This is a genomic window from Cocleimonas sp. KMM 6892 (assembly GCF_035798195.1).
In the GTDB taxonomy this organism is placed as follows: Bacteria; Pseudomonadota; Gammaproteobacteria; order Thiotrichales; family Thiotrichaceae; genus Cocleimonas; species Cocleimonas flava.
The window spans coordinates 1-15,740 of the sequence record NZ_JAPFBV010000001.1 but is presented as its reverse complement, the minus strand read 5'-3'; the positions used below and the strand labels follow the sequence as shown (position 1 = coordinate 15,740).

14 protein-coding genes are annotated in these 15,740 nt (G+C 40.3%); 10 read left to right on the top strand and 4 right to left on the bottom strand.

The annotated features are described in order from the left end of the window. Positions 1-90 precede the first annotated feature (90 nt). From murD to ftsZ, 8 genes are all read left to right on the top strand, one after another. Complete coding sequence (gene murD / locus OO007_RS00070; RefSeq protein ID WP_325807116.1) at positions 91-1,521, top strand: UDP-N-acetylmuramoyl-L-alanine--D-glutamate ligase; 1,431 nt, start codon at positions 91-93, stop codon at positions 1,519-1,521. Next, positions 1,518-2,768, top strand: a complete 1,251-nt coding sequence (gene ftsW / locus OO007_RS00065) for a putative lipid II flippase FtsW (protein WP_325807115.1) — start codon at positions 1,518-1,520, stop codon at positions 2,766-2,768. Before murD ends, ftsW begins: the two co-directional genes overlap by 4 nt. After that, positions 2,758-4,083 carry an undecaprenyldiphospho-muramoylpentapeptide beta-N-acetylglucosaminyltransferase gene (gene murG, locus OO007_RS00060; protein WP_325807113.1) on the top strand — a complete coding sequence of 442 codons (1,326 nt, stop codon included), beginning with the start codon at positions 2,758-2,760 and terminating at the stop codon, positions 4,081-4,083. The genes ftsW and murG overlap by 11 nt, the downstream gene beginning before the upstream one ends. Next, entirely contained in the window at positions 4,070-5,491 is a 1,422-nt protein-coding gene (gene murC / locus OO007_RS00055; RefSeq protein ID WP_131904013.1) for a UDP-N-acetylmuramate--L-alanine ligase, read from the top strand. The genes murG and murC overlap by 14 nt, the downstream gene beginning before the upstream one ends. After that, on the top strand, positions 5,491-6,444 hold the full coding sequence (locus OO007_RS00050) for a D-alanine--D-alanine ligase (protein WP_325807111.1): 954 nt from the start codon (positions 5,491-5,493) through the stop codon (positions 6,442-6,444). The genes murC and OO007_RS00050 overlap by 1 nt, the downstream gene beginning before the upstream one ends. A 7-nt stretch (positions 6,445-6,451) precedes the next feature. Continuing rightward, the gene (locus tag OO007_RS00045; protein ID WP_325807110.1) at positions 6,452-7,273 is read left to right on the top strand and encodes a cell division protein FtsQ/DivIB; all 822 of its coding nucleotides are present in this window, start codon (positions 6,452-6,454) and stop codon (positions 7,271-7,273) included. Between the two features lie 95 nt (positions 7,274-7,368). After that, a complete protein-coding gene (gene ftsA / locus OO007_RS00040; protein WP_131905019.1) occupies positions 7,369-8,604 on the top strand; it encodes a cell division protein FtsA in 1,236 nt (411 codons plus the stop codon). A 129-nt stretch (positions 8,605-8,733) separates the two neighbouring features. Continuing rightward, on the top strand, positions 8,734-9,888 hold the full coding sequence (ftsZ, locus tag OO007_RS00035; RefSeq protein WP_131904011.1) for a cell division protein FtsZ: 1,155 nt from the start codon (positions 8,734-8,736) through the stop codon (positions 9,886-9,888). Positions 9,889-10,161: 273 nt separating this feature from the next. Here the strand turns inward: ftsZ and cysS are convergent, their stop codons facing one another. Then, a complete protein-coding gene (gene cysS / locus OO007_RS00030; RefSeq protein WP_325807108.1) occupies positions 10,162-11,583 on the bottom strand; it encodes a cysteine--tRNA ligase in 1,422 nt (473 codons plus the stop codon). A 115-nt stretch (positions 11,584-11,698) separates the two neighbouring features. Between cysS and OO007_RS00025 the strand changes: the two genes are divergently transcribed. Further along, a complete protein-coding gene (locus OO007_RS00025) occupies positions 11,699-12,391 on the top strand; it encodes a peptidylprolyl isomerase (protein WP_424273793.1) in 693 nt (230 codons plus the stop codon). 60 nt (positions 12,392-12,451) lie between these two features. After that, positions 12,452-13,189 carry a UDP-2,3-diacylglucosamine diphosphatase gene (locus tag OO007_RS00020; protein WP_325807107.1) on the top strand — a complete coding sequence of 246 codons (738 nt, stop codon included), beginning with the start codon at positions 12,452-12,454 and terminating at the stop codon, positions 13,187-13,189. Between the two features lie 111 nt (positions 13,190-13,300). Here OO007_RS00020 and OO007_RS00015 read toward each other — a convergent pair whose 3' ends face one another. From OO007_RS00015 to OO007_RS00005, 3 genes are all read right to left on the bottom strand, one after another. Further along, complete coding sequence (locus OO007_RS00015; RefSeq protein ID WP_325807106.1) at positions 13,301-13,414, bottom strand: pilin; 114 nt, start codon at positions 13,412-13,414, stop codon at positions 13,301-13,303. A gap of 104 nt (positions 13,415-13,518) precedes the next feature. Beyond that, the gene (locus tag OO007_RS00010; RefSeq protein WP_325807105.1) at positions 13,519-13,962 is read right to left on the bottom strand and encodes a pilin; all 444 of its coding nucleotides are present in this window, start codon (positions 13,960-13,962) and stop codon (positions 13,519-13,521) included. Positions 13,963-14,975: 1,013 nt separating this feature from the next. Continuing rightward, positions 14,976-15,740 (bottom strand): IS3 family transposase (locus OO007_RS00005; RefSeq protein WP_325807104.1); only part of this gene is annotated, 765 nt, incomplete at its 5' end.

The following is a 15,740-nucleotide window of genomic DNA, read 5'->3' as shown; positions in this document are numbered from 1 at the left end:
TGTAAGTAGGGGGGTGACTAATCACAACTTCTACACAGACATAGACATACAGAAAACAAGATACAAACAAAGAGAGAAAAGAGTTAAATAATGAATACGCAACAAAAACCATCAGATACAGTGATTGTGGGCCTTGGCACCACAGGGCTTTCTGTTGCGCGTTATTTAGCGAGTCAACAACGTGGCTTTACGGTTGTGGATAGTCGTGCAAATCCACCATGTGCTGACGAACTCATCACAATGGAACAATCGGCGAATCAATCCATTGCACACCATTTTGGTAGCTTTAATGAAGCGCTTTTCTCTCAAGCAAAACAACTGATCGTAAATCCGGGTATTGCTGTATCCACCCTGGAAATCGCACAGGCGAAAAACGCTGGTGCGGAAATAATAGGTGATATCGAATTATTTGCTCGTGAAGCTAATCAGAATCAACCAAGCGTTCCTGTTGTTGCAATAACAGGTTCTAACGGTAAAACAACGGTAACTACATTGCTTGACTTCATGGCAAAAAAGGCCGGAGTTAACGTTGGTACTGGTGGAAATATCGGAACGCCTGCATTAGAACTAATAAAAGATAAAGAGTCAGAGTTATTTGTACTGGAACTTTCTAGTTATCAATTAGAAACAACACCATCACTACAAACCTTGGCGGCAGTTATTTTGAATGTCTCTGAAGATCATCTGGATCGGTACGAAAATGATATTGAGCAATATGCTCAAGCTAAAGCGCTAATCTACAAGAATTGTGAACATATTATTTTTAACCGGGAAGATGGTTACTCGTCTGACTTTGCAAATAAAACGGTATCTGGGGCGTCATCAAATAAGTCATTGGTTAGTTTTGGTTTAAATCAGCCAGATGCAGGTGATTTCGGTTTAATACTAGATCCGGATTCAGATCAGGAGTGGTTAGCAAAAGGTGATGAGTTACTCATGCTAGTTTCTAACATCAAACAACCCGGTCGACACAATATTGCTAACTCATTAGCGGCATTGGCGTTGGGTGAAGCGGCAGGTTTACCGATGCCTTCTATGCTCGAAGCACTTGAAGAGTTTGCTGGAATGGCACACCGAACCGAATGGGTAGCAGAAATACAAAATGTAAATTGGTACAACGATTCAAAAGGAACGAACGTAGGGGCTACGCTTGCCGCACTTTCTGGTTTGCCTGGTAAGACTGTGTTGATCGCAGGTGGGCAAGGCAAGGGTGCGGATTTTTTGCCGCTTCAAAACGTTATTACCGAAAAAGCTCGTGCAGTGGTTCTGATGGGTGAAGACGCTCAAAAAATTGGGAAGTTCGTTGATTCATCCATTCCAGTGATATACGTAAATAGTATGGAACAGGCGGTTTTAGAGGCGAATAAATTAGCTAACTCTGATGAAAACGACAATGTGTTGCTATCTCCAGCTTGTGCCAGTTTTGACATGTTTAAAAATTATATAGAACGTGGTCAAAAGTTTGTTCGAGCGGTTAATGAACTAGAAAAACAAATAGCAAAAGAGGTTACTTGCCGGTGAAAGCAATAATCGAAGATTACTGTTCTAATTTTCAGCCATCATGGCAGCGATATGTAGATCGTGGTTTGCTGATGAGCGTGATAATGCTCTTAGGTTTAGGGCTGGTAATTATGATGTCCGCATCTATTGCGGTTGCAGAGAAGAACTTTGGCAATATGTACTTCTTCTTTAATCGCCAGCTTGTTTTCTTATGCATGGGACTGGTCGTCGGTTACTTTGTTTATCGAATTAAAACATCGGTGTGGCAACACATGGGTGCAAAACTACTGCCGATTGTTCTGATGTTATTAGTGGCGGTGTTATTACCTGTGATAGGTAAAGAAGTAAACGGAAGTCACCGCTGGATTAATCTAGGGCCTGTTTCTTTACAGGTTTCTGAGATGGCGAAGCTTATAATCATTATGTATATGGCGGGTTACTTGGTGCGTCATGGCAAAGAGCTCGCACATTCAACTTCTTATAAGCCGTTAATCATTCCTTTAGTGGTTTTAGGTGTGACAGATGGATTGTTAATGCTTGAACCTGACTTTGGTTCTGTTGTCGTATTGACTGCTACTGGAATTGCTCTTTTATACCTTGGCGGCTTGAAGCTAACGCGCTTAGCACTGCTTTTTGTTGGTGCGATAGCGATTATGATTCCATTAGTAATGATGGGTTATCGTGGCGCTCGTGTTACAGCATTCTTAGATCCTTGGTCTCACGCATCAGGCAAAGCTTACCAGACTGTTCATGCATTAATGGCAGTTGGTGATGGTGGCTGGTTTGGTGCTGGCTTGGGCGGAAGTGTACAGAAACTATTCTATCTTCCAGAAGCACATAACGATTTCATCTTTGCTGTATTGGCAGAAGAGATGGGTTTTGTCGGCATAGTATTTGTCTTATTTTTGTATGCGTGGTTTGTACAGCGTGCATTCGTTATTGGTTTCAAGGCAGACAGAGCAAAACTGAACTTTGCGGCTTATTTAGCCTACGGAATTGGCTTCTGGATGGGGTTTCAGGTGTTGTTCCATATTGGTGTGAATCTAGCCTTATTACCTCCTAAAGGTCTGACTTTACCTCTGATTAGTTATGGGGGGAGTAGTCTGCTGGTTACACTCATGGCAATTGCATTATTGATGCGTGTACACCGTGATACGCAAATTGCACTGTTTGGGCTTAGCGATAAAGAAGCACAAAAAGCAAAAAGTAAAATGATTGAGAAAACAGCTCGTAGCAAAGCCAGAACAAAGGCGAGTTATGCAAGATAAAACTATCAACAATATGAATGCTAAACCAAAAGGACCAATCTTGATTACTGCCGGTGGCACTGGTGGGCATGTGTACCCAGGTTTAGCGGTAGCTAGAGCATTACAAGAGCAGAATATTCCTGTGATCTGGATGGGTACGCATAAAGGCTTAGAAGCAAGAGTAATACCAGAAGCTGGTATCGACATGGTGTATCTGTCTGTTAATGGCTTGCGAGGCAAAGGAATTACTGCGCTTTTGGCAGCACCTTTTCAGTTGATGAAAGCGTTATTTCAATCTTTAAATATTATGCTCAAAGTTAAGCCTTCGGCAGTTTTGGGCATGGGTGGTTTTGTTGCAGGGCCTGGTGGTCTTGTTGCGGCTCTTTTGGGCAAACCTGTAATCATTCATGAACAAAATGCAATTCCGGGATTAACCAATAAACTACTCAGTAGAGTGAGTAAAAAGATATTAGAAGGATTTCCGGGTACCTTTGCAAAAAGTAATTCAGTGGGTATTGGTAATCCCGTTCGACTTGATATCGCATCAATACCGTCGCCGGCTGATCGCATGGGTGATCGTTGGGGGCATATTAATGTTCTTATCTTTGGTGGGAGTCTGGGCGCACAAGTGCTCAATGAAGTGGTGCCGATGGCGCTGGATGAATTGCCTATCGACAAACGACCTGTTGTGAGACATCAGGCAGGTAAGAATAAAGATCAATCAACAAAAAGCCTCTATGAAAAAATGGGCGTGACTGCTGAAGTTACTCCGTTTATTGAAGATATGGCCGAAGCTTATGAATGGGCTGATTTAGTGATTTGTCGTTCAGGTGCATTGACTGTAGCTGAGTTGGCTGCAGCGGGTGTGGCTTCAATTATGGTTCCTTATTTATATGCAGTGGATGATCACCAAACCGCGAACGCAAAATATTTAAGTGAATCAGGGGCTGGAATCTTACTTTCGCAGAATGATCTGACGAAAGAAAGCTTATCTGCGTTGCTGACAGATCTTTGTGGCAATAGAAATAAATTGATCGAAATGAGTATTAAAGCAAGAAAATTAGCAAAGCCTGAAGCAACAAAAGAAGTTGCTGCAATTTGCGCAGAATATGCCGGATATGATTTCGATAAATCAGATTGTAATCATGTCGATGATGAAGGAAATAAACAAATAATCACAGCTGACACAAAAAAGTTAGCTGAAGATGATGGTTGGGAAACATTTGTAGAAACAATTGGCCCAGAAGGAATAATAGAAAATGGTGATGGAACGCTAAATGAAACTAGTCTTACTAAAGTTAAATCAGGTAAAGGTGTAAGTTATGAAACAGCCTAATGATTTAGCTCGTCGTCGAATTAAACAAGTACATTTTGTCGGTATTGGCGGCTCTGGAATGGGAGGTATCGCTGAGGTACTGACCAATATCGGCTATGCAGTTACGGGTTCTGACTTAGCTCAGAATGCAATGACTGATCGCCTTGCATCACTGGGTGCAAAAATATTTAAAGGTCATGCGGCAACTAATATCGAAGGGGCAAATGTAGTTGTTACCTCTTCAGCGGTAAGTGATGACAACCCTGAAGTAATCGCTGCTAAAAATATGAATATTCCCGTGGTGCCACGCGCGGAAATGCTGGCAGAAATCATGCGCTTTAGTAATGGAATTGCAGTAGCCGGTACGCATGGTAAAACCACAACAACCAGTCTAGTAACAAGTTTGCTGGCAGAGGGTGGCTTAGACCCAACATTTGTTATTGGTGGTAGATTAAACAGTACAGCAAGTAATTCTCGTCTTGGATCAGGTGAGTATCTGGTAGCTGAAGCTGACGAAAGTGACGCTTCGTTTTTATTGTTACAGCCATTGATTTCAGTTGTTACCAATATCGATGCTGATCACCTTACAACTTACGATAATGATTTTGAAAAGTTAAAAGATACCTTTGTTGAGTTTCTGCATCATTTGCCTTTCTACGGTTTGGCAGTGTTATGTGTGGATGATGACAATGTGTGCGATATTCTGCCTGAAATAACCAGGACTATTGTTAGCTACGGTATTCATTATGATGCTGATATTCGTGCAAGAAATGTGCGATACGCAGGCACGCAAAGTTTCTTCACAGTAGAGCGTAGAGATAAACCAACGCTTGATGTCACGTTGAATATGCCGGGTGAGCATAATATCCAGAATGCCTTGGCAGCGATTGCAATAGCGACTGAATTAGAAATAAGTGACGAAGCAATATTGAGTGGTCTGGATAAATTCCAGGGCGTTGGTCGAAGATTCCAGTGTTATGGAGAGATCAAAACACATCAGGGTACGGTAATGCTAGTGGATGACTATGGTCATCATCCAACAGAAATGGAAGCAACCATGAAAGCGGTCAGAAGTGCATGGCCTGACAGACGCATGGTGGTTTTATTCCAGCCGCATAGATACACCAGAACGCGTGATCTTTTTGAAGATTTCTCACAAGTATTATCAGAGCCTGATGTCTTGGTGTTAATGGATGTGTATGCAGCAAGTGAAGAGCCTATTGCGGGCGCAGATGGAAGAGCTTTAGCTCGTTCAATAAGAAACAGAGGTAGTGTCGATCCGTTATTTGTTGCAGATCAGGATGACATTGTCGAAGTATTACAAAACCAGCTTCAGGACGGAGATGTATTACTTACTTTAGGCGCTGGTAGCGTTGGAACTATTTCAGCTGGTTTACCTGCTCAATTATCAAAAGGAACGTTGGTTTAATGTCAGAAGTTACTGCCATCGACGAGAATATGAAAAAGCGCTTCGGAAAAGTAGGCGTTTTAATGGGAGGCTGGGCAGCAGAGCGCAGTGTGTCATTGAAAAGTGGTCAGGCTGTTTTAGAAGGGTTGTTAGAAAAGGGCATTGATGCGTATAAGATCGATGTAGATAGAAATGTGCTTGATGTTGTTCGTGAAGGAAAATTTGATCGTGTATTCAATATTCTTCATGGTCGTGGTGGTGAAGATGGTGTCATTCAAGGCGCGTTAGAAATCCTTCAAATTCCATATACAGGCTGTGGTGTTATGGCATCGGCTATCAGTATGGATAAATTGATGACCAAACGCATCTGGACCGGATCGGGTTTACCGACTCCAGCGTTTGAAATTTTGAATAGCGAGTCGAACTTTGATGACGTTGTGGAAAAACTTGGATTACCTGTGATTGTAAAACCTGCACAGGAAGGTTCGAGTATCGGCATGAGTAAAGTGCATGATGCCAAAGATTTAAAAGGCGCTTACGAAAAAGCGGCTGAATTTGATGATGTCGTATTTGCTGAACAATGGGTTACTGGTCAGGAATATACCGTAGCGATTCTAGGTGATGAAGTTTTACCATCGATCAATGTAGTTACGGATACAGAGTTCTACGATTTTGATGCTAAATACGAATCGGATGATACCCAATATAACTGCCCAAGTGGTTTAGATGATGATGCAGAAGAAGCGTTGAGAGCTTTGTCTAAAACTGCTTTTGAAATCGTTGGTGGTAAAGGTTGGGGACGTGTTGATGTAATGCAGGACAATGTCGGTACTTTTTGGTTGATAGAGGTAAATACTTGCCCGGGGATGACTGATCATTCTTTAGTGCCTATGGCAGCTAAACAACATGGATTGAGTTTTTCAGATTTAACACTTGAAATTTTAAAGTTATCCAATAAGACACAAAACAAGTAGAAACGAAATGAAAACTGTAAATAAGAAAAGACCAAATAATAGAAGAGCAAAAAGACCACAGGCTACAGTGCGCGTCTCTAAAAGTGATTCTATTAAAAGGAATTTTTCTATTTCGTGGAGACCGCTGATGTGGACAGCGCTTTTAGTGGCGCCCATTGCAGGAATCACAGGTGGCTATTTATGGATACAAAACCCTGAGAATCTGACGATTAAATCGGTAGAAGTAACGGGTGATTTGTCGGTACTGAATAAAAAGCAATTACAGCCAATTATTGAGTCTTATGCCAAAACAAACCTGTATCTGCTTGATGTGGAAGGTTTGGAAAAGAAAATTGAAAGTAACCCCTGGGTACATTCAGCGTCAATGACGCATGTGTGGCCAGATAAATTAACAGTAAGAATTTACGAACAGCAACCGGTTGCTTATTGGGGTGATAAAGCCATGTTGGCCGAAAATGGTGAAATCATTAAAGCGGTACTAGCAGATAAATCGAATGATTTACCGTTGCTATATAGCCCAGAAAATAAGGGCAGAAATATGGCAACAGGTTTCTTAAAGATTAGACAAATGATGAAAGGCTTTCCAGTAAAGCTGGTTGAGTTTAAAGAAGATGCACGTGGTTCGTGGAAAATAAAATTAGAAAACGGTATGACTTTAAAAGTAGGGCGTGAACATCAGGAAAAGCGCCTTAAAAGATTTATGGTTGCGTATCAAGAGAGTTTAAAGGACGTGGTAGATAAGATCAGTGTCGTAGATCTTCGTTATACCAATGGCCTTGCAGTTAAATGGAAAAAGGGGCTGACACCAAGCAGCATTTTTAAAGGTTAAAAGAAGATTTAGTTTTTTCGAAGGGAAACTAAATTTCTTATTTATAAAGAAGGATTAGGAGAATTGTTATGGGGAAACCATTGAAAGAAATAACAATGTCTGTGAGTAATGAAGGCAATATGGTTGTTGCTCTAGATATAGGTACTTCAAAAATTGTTGCACTTATTGGCGAAGTCAACGAAGAGGGCGGTGTAGAGATAGTCGGCATAGGCAAACATCCTTCCCGTGGAATGAAAAAAGGTGTTGTGGTCAATATTGATTCAACCATCGAAGCGATTCAACGTGCTGTTGAAGAAGCTGAGTTGATGGCTGGAGTGAATATTAACTCTGCATACGCGGGAATCGCGGGTAGTCATATTCAGAGTCTTAATTCTCACGGTATAGTCGCGATTAAAGAAAAAGAAGTGACAGAAGGTGATCTTGAGCGCGTTATGGATGCAGCGAGAGCTGTAGCAATACCTGCCGATCAACGCATCTTGCATGTGTTACCACAAGATTATGTGATCGATCAGCAAGAAGGTATTCGTGAGCCAGTGGGTATGTCTGGTGTGCGTTTAGAAGCTCGTGTTCATCTAATTACTGGCGCACAAAGTGCGGCACAGAACATCATAAAATGTGTAGACCGTTGTGGTCTGGATGTTGATGACGTGATTCTAGAGCAGGTAGCGTCTAGTTACGCTGTTTTAGAAAACGACGAAAAAGAGCTAGGCGTTTGCATGGTAGATATCGGTGGTGGAACCAGTGATATCGCAATCTTCCTTGATGGGGCGATTCAACACACTGCAGTTATTCCGGTTGCTGGAGATCAGGTAACGAATGACATTGCAGTTGCAGTGCGCACGACTTCTCAGTTTGCTGAAAAGCTAAAAATTGAACACGGTTACGCGTTACGCCAGCTAGTTACAAGTGATGAAGTCATCGAAGTACCAGGTATTGGTGAGCGTGAATCTCGAGGTCTTTCTCCACAGACATTGGCTTCAGTCATTGAACCTCGTTATGAAGAATTATTCTCCATGATTCATGCTGAAATCAGACGTAGCGGATTTGAAGAGCGAATCGGCGCAGGCATCGTTTTAACCGGTGGGTCTTCCAAGATTCGTGGTGCCGTAGAGTTAGCAGAAGAAATTTTCCATATGCCAGTGCGTATCGGAGCACCAATGAATATTGGTGGTTTAAAAGGAGAAGTAGAAAACCCAATTCATTCAACAGGTGTTGGCTTGTTGTTATACGGAGCTGCCAGAAATGAATTTTCAGGTGGTAAAGGTTTTTCTCATGTTTCACAAGAAAATCTATGGGACAAAATGAAGAATTGGTTTGGTAGTAATTTGTAAAAAATGCAACAGATACAAAAGTTAGAAGTTTAAAAAGTACAAAGAAGTAACGTAGTAAAAAATGTTTTAGAAGGAAGCATTTTTAATTTTAATCACATCGAAATTAAGTAATAAAAGGAGTTAGGGCTAATGTTTGAATTAATGGATACAGAAGCAACAAATGCGAATATCAAAGTCATCGGAGTTGGTGGCGGCGGCGGAAATGCTGTTCAAAATATGGTTGATGCAGGCGTTGAAGGGGTAGAGTTCATCTGTGCAAATACAGACGCACAAGCACTTGATGGATCACCAGTAAAAAACCTTATTCAATTAGGTAATGCATTAACTAAAGGTTTAGGTGCAGGCGCAAACCCAGAAATTGGACGCGAAGCCGCACTTGAAGATCGTGAGCGTATCAAAGAGTTGGTTTCTGGTACTGATATGTTATTCATCACTGCTGGTATGGGTGGCGGAACAGGTACAGGTGCTGCACCAGTAGTAGCTGAAATGGCTAGAGAAATGGGTGTGTTAACAGTAGCAGTAGTTACTAAACCATTCCCGTTTGAAGGTCCTAAGCGTATGAAAGCGGCTGAAGAAGGGATTGCTGAATTAGGAAAATATGTTGATTCAATCATCACTATTCCTAACGCTAAACTATTGACTTCACTCGGTAAAAATACAACATTACTGGACGCTTTCAAAGCAGCTAATGATGTTCTACTTGGCGCCGTTCAAGGCATTGCAGATTTAATTACTCGTCCTGGTTTAATCAACGTGGATTTCGCTGACGTAAGAACAGTTATGAGCGAAATGGGCATGTCTATGATGGGTACAGGAATTGCTCGTGGTGATGATAGAGCGACTAAAGCGGCTGAAGCTGCAATTTCTAGTCCACTACTTGACGATATCAACCTAAACGGTGCTAAAGGTATTCTTGTAAATATTACAGCAGGCCTAGATATGGGAATCCACGAGTTCGAAGAAGTGGGTGCAGCTGTACGTAAATTTGCACATGATGATGCAACAGTAGTGGTTGGTACGGTAATCGATCCTGATATGAGTGAAGAGATTCGCGTAACATTGGTAGCTACAGGTCTTGATAAGCAAGGGGCAGAGCTTCAGGCAGTTCCTACTCAAGAAAGACAAAGTAACAGCAGATTACGTCCTGTTGAACTTGAGCAACCTCGTATGGTAGCTAATGGTGGGCATACTCAGCCTCATTACGAAACTACGCCTAAGTCAACAACGGCTACGGAGTCTAACTACCTGGATATACCAGCTTTTTTACGCAATCAAGCTGATTAATAACTTAGCTCACCTCTAACTTGAGCCATTACGGCGTTGGAAAATGATCACTTACATTTGTAAGCTCACATTTTCCGCCTTATTCTGACTCAAGTTAGAGGCAATCTAAGCAATGAATAGTTTAGGTTGAATAGGTTATTAATAAAAAGCCCGTATAAGTAGGGGGGTGTATTTACAAATACACCCCCCTACTTATACGGGCTTTTTTGATCTAATTATTACTTGGTTTGTATTAGATCAATATTGTAGAACGCGTGATAAAGCGTTTTTAACTTAATCACGTCTCCAGATTGTTTTTGGCCCTTTATCTTCAAGTGAAATATTCTGCGCGACTAATTCATCACGAATCTTATCCGCCAATGCCCAGTCTTTATTGGCCTTAGCATCTAAACGTTGTTGAATAAGTGTTTCAATTTCTTCATTACTGATTCCATCAGAACCAGCATCGCCTTTAAACCAATCTTCAATATCACCAGTAAGCAGTCCTAACTGTGATGTGAGTTTGAAGAGAATTTTCGCCAGTCTGAGTGATTCGGACTTATCTTCTTTTTTATCTTCAGCTTGTCTCGCACGATTAACTTCTCGAGCTAATTCAAACAAAACGGCCAATGCTTCTGGTGTGTTGAAATCATCGTCCATCGCTTCTTTATAGCGTTCTTCATAGCTAGATTTAGCTTGATCAGCATTGTCACCAGCAGAGAGGTCAAGACCACGTAGAGCAGTGTAAAATCTATCTAAAGCAGCATGCGCAGCATCTAATTGATCAGTGCTGTAATTAAGTGGGCTACGATACTGGCTGGTTAGCATAAAGTAGCGAATAACTTCTGCTTTATAGTCCTTTAATACATCGCGAATGGTGAAGAAGTTGTTTAAAGACTTAGACATCTTCTCTTCATCTATTCGAATAAAGCCATTATGCATCCAGTAGTTCGCAAAGTGCTCACCCGTACAAGCTTCAGACTGTGCAATTTCGTTTTCGTGATGAGGGAACTGTAAATCGTGTCCACCGCCATGAATATCAAAATGATTACCAAGGATTTGTGTCGACATCGCGGAACATTCGATATGCCATCCTGGACGACCTTTTCCCCAGGGGGAATCCCAGTAAGGCTCATCAGGCTTGGCACATTTCCACAAAACAAAATCTAATGGATCTTGTTTGTCTGTATTTACCGCAATGCGCTCACCAGCGCGAAGATCATCAGGGTTTCGTCCTGATAATTTTCCATAGCCTTCAAATTTGGATACAGAATAATAGACATCGGTACAGCCATTGTCTGAGGCCCCTTGGTACGCGTAGCCCTTTTCAATAAGTGTTGAAATCATGTCGATAATCGCTTCGATGTTATCTGTGGCTTTTGGCTCGAAAGTGGGGGGGTGTATTCCTAATGCTTTTTCATCTTCATGCATTGCATCGATAAAGCGTTCGGTTAATTGACTGAAAACTTCACCATTTTCATTAGCTCGCTGAATGATTTTGTCATCAATGTCGGTAATATTACGAACATAAGTAACGTCATAACCCTTAGCAATTAGATAACGGTAAACCACATCAAACGCCACCATAACGCGCGCATGGCCTAAGTGGCAGTAATCATAAACTGTCATTCCACACACGTACATATTGATTTTATTGTCTGTGATGGGGGTGAAAACTTCTTTTTGGTTACTTAGGCTATTATAAATTTTTAACATTTTTTGAATTCTTATAGGGTCTGTTAGGGAGGTTAATAAACGCTGGCAATAGTAGCAGAAGCACATTAATTCCGCTATTATTCGGCTTTTGAAATTGCTCAAAGGCGTATAAAAAATGAACAATATTATCAGACCTAATCAATTACTTACTTTGTTGTTTTCATTCTTCTTTTTGATGACTGGCTGCAATGCAGCAGAAAAAACAGCTGAGCAAAAGACTAATGCGCAAGCTAAAGAGCAATCTACAAAAGTACAGACTACTAAAACCCCCACCGATCAAACTAAAAAATCTGGAGAGAAAATGTCCTCGAACCCAAAAATTAAATTAGAAACAAGCAAAGGCACTATGGTACTTGAGCTTGATGCTGAAAAAGCGCCTAAATCAAGTGAGAACTTTGTTAACTACGTAAACGATGGATTTTACGATGGATTAATCTTCCACCGTGTAATACCTAACTTCATGGTTCAGGGTGGCGGAATGAATCCTGATATGAGCGAAAAAGGTAATAAAACACCGATTCAAAACGAAGCTAATAACGGCCTTAAGAATGATCGCGGAACAATCGCAATGGCGCGTACTAACGATCCTCATTCTGCAACATCACAGTTCTTTATCAACCTTAAAGACAATGATTTCCTAAACCACACAAGCGAATCACCAGCAGGTTGGGGATACGCAGTATTTGGTAAAGTGGTAGAAGGTCTGGATGTGATTGATGAAATCGCAGCAGTAAAAACTGGTAATCACGGTCACCATGGTGATGTACCTTTAGAGCCAGTTACAATTATCAAAGCTACAGTAGAATAAATATTGATAAATCATTCCTTGAACTTTATTGGTTCAAGGAATGATGATTTTTTATTCGCAATGAATAAAACCTATTTCATCTCCGATCTTCATCTAGATCCCTCTAGACCCCATCTATACAAGTTATTTCACGAATTCATCGATAAAATCAAGGGTGATGCCGAAGCCTTGTACATCTTGGGAGATCTGTTCGAATTCTGGATAGGTGACGACATAATCGACTTGCCCATTGGTAAGCCCTATCTACCGATAATAGAGCAATTAAGATCACTCTCTAATTCAGGCACCAAAATATATTTCATACAGGGAAATCGAGACTTCTTGATTGGCCAGAAATTTATGGACCGAATAGGAGGAGTGCTATTACCTGATGAAATCGTCATTGACCTCTATGGCACACCCGCTTTAATCATGCACGGCGATACATTGTGCACTGATGATAAAGGTTATCAGCTGATGCGTAAGATATTTCGCTTATGGATAGTACAGAAAATTTACCTGTCAATGAGCCCAGAAAAACGCGATAAAAAAGCCAGTGAAATACGCTGCAAAACAAGCAAACAGACTAAACAGAAAGATTACAATATCTTAGATGTAAACCAACAAGCTGTAGAAAAAGCCCTTGTAAGTAAGGGGGTTTCATTGCTTATACATGGGCATACACATCGACCTGCAGAGCATGAGTTTTATACTAAGAATAAGAATAAGAATAAGAAGAGGGTAGTTCTAGGGGATTGGGGTGATAAATGGAGCTACTTACAATGTGGTTCAGGTAAACAGTGCAAACTATATTTTTGAAAATTCTAATGAATATTTTTATTATTCACTTCTGGAATTGCATCTAAATCAAAACTAAAGAAATCTTTAGTCAAGCTAAGTTCCTCAAGAGGCTCGGGGAGATTCTGGCAATTATGTGCGAGTTAAATAATCTTGATATGCAGTTATATCCAATGACGATAAAACTCCAGTAATAACGACTACAACCATTAATTCTATTAAAGTAAATCCTTTTTGAGATTGCATTTAATATTCTCCGGGTTATTGAATATATTTGTTAATTTACTTAATTATTTCCTAAAAAAATGGCCCGCATAATATGCGAGCCATTTACTAAACAAATTTAACTATTAACGACAAGCTTTAGGACGGTATTTGTCAGCAACATTACCAGCAGCTCCACAATCCCAGCTAATGATTCCTGATGCATTAAGTGTAGGTGTCATTGTTAAAGTACCAGCAGCGATACCTGCACTCACTGTTCCTGCTGCTCCCATTGTTGCAGTCATTACACCATCAGCAATTGCAACTGAAGCAGTGTATTTACCAGCAATATCTGCTGCTGCAGGTAGGCCTAGTGAACCATTGTCAGCATTATCAAAAATACCTTCATCAGCTGCTATTTCAGCGATAGTTGCTTTTTGCGCACTCATTAGAGTAACGGCTTCTGTCATTTGTGAACGTGCAATGTAATCCTGGTAAGCAGGAAGAGCGATTGAAGCTAGGATACCGATAATCGCTACAACGATCATTAATTCGATAAGTGTAAAACCTTTTTGTAGTTGCTTTTTCATTTTTGAATCTCCAAATTATTTTTATGATTAATAACATTAATTAATGTAAGTAAGTTTAATTGTTACTGTTTAGTTTTATCTTACCTTTTCAATTTTACTCAATTATGTGTTATCAAAAACTTAATAAACTGAACAATATGTTCGTTTATAATAATGCAGTTGCCGTGCCAAAAAAACAAAAAATTATTTAAGTTATTGATATATATAGATATAAAAAAGTATGGTGGTTGGTTTTAAGTAAACTGATATAAGAGTAGTTTGTCAGTTTTTATCATCACTTTATGACGAAAAGAGCCAAAATTGTCAGGTGTTGTTTTAAGAATATTATCGAAAAATTAAAGCTGATGCTGAGGTTTATATATTTTGAGTGATTTGCTTGAATATTGGCTCGGCGATGCATCAACTATTTTATATGAAAACCATATGTGCCAATTATTCTTTATAGAAGGTAATCGAGTCTTCTTTCTGGGCCAGAAATTCATGGATCGAATCGTCGTAAAGCTTCTGTTTAGAGCGATCGTCGCAGGTATTAAAAAAACTCTAGTGTTAATAAAGTATAAGAATACATCATGTATCTATGACAAAGGTTATCAGTTTATCTACAGACTACTTAGTTTGTAAATGGTATAGAAAAATATATTTTTCTATACGTCCGGAAAGCGAGATGAAAAAACTGGGGAGATACGCAGCAAACAGATTAAGCAGAAAGAGCAAAAAAACAGGACGTAAATCAGCAAGCATTAGATTAAGCCCTTACAATTAGGTTGTAGTATTTTTATACATGAATATACGCATAGATCTGCAGTACATAAGTTTGATATAAGTCTGCTCTAGATAAAGAGACTTGTATTAGGTGTTTAGGGTCGTAAATGGTTACTTACAATAAAGTTGAGATTTGGAGTAGAACTTAACGTTTTAAAAGGCTCTAAAGAAATTTGGTTATTATTCACTGCTGGTCTGCATAGAAATCAAACTAAAGGAGTGGTGTTCCCCACGAAAAGTAGCCACTTCATTTAAGCAGCTAATGCCACTTGTTCTTCAAAGTCAGCAGGGCTCATTCCGCCGTTTGCTGAGTGTCTTCTTTTGCGGTTATAAAATATTTCGATATAACTAAAGATACTCGATCTTGCTTCATTAATCGATTGAAAATCTTTGGCATACACACACTCAACTTTTAAACGACCAAAGAAAGACTCCATTGGCGCATTATCCCAGCAATTACCTTTTCTGCTCATGCTGATTCTACAGCCATTGTTCGTCAGTTGATCAATGTATTTCTGTGCTCGATACTGTACGCCCCGATCAGAGTGAACAACTAACCCGGGTGAAACTTGCCGTTGGTTTAAAGCCATCTCTAAAGCTTGTTGTATCAGCTCCACCGTCATCGTCTCATCAAAGCTCCAGCCGATGATACGACGGGAGTAGAGATCCATTACAGTTGCAAGGTACAACCACTTGTTTTTGACCCAGATATACGTAATATCACTTGTCCACTTTTGATTGGGTTTATCGGCTTTAAAGTCTCTCCATAAAAGATTGTCAGAGACGTTATTCATTGCCAGACCATGCTTCGAGTATTTGAAGCCTTTGCCATTTCTGGCTCGAATACCTTGTTCTGCCATAATTTTGGCGATGAAGTTCTCACTACAGGGAAAACCCAGTGCGTTCAATTCATCAGTAATTCGGGGTGCACCATAAATCGCCTCAAACTGTTCAAACGTTTCTCTGACTTTTTCTTCGTAGAGAGATTTACGTTGTGTTCGGTCACTGATAGGACG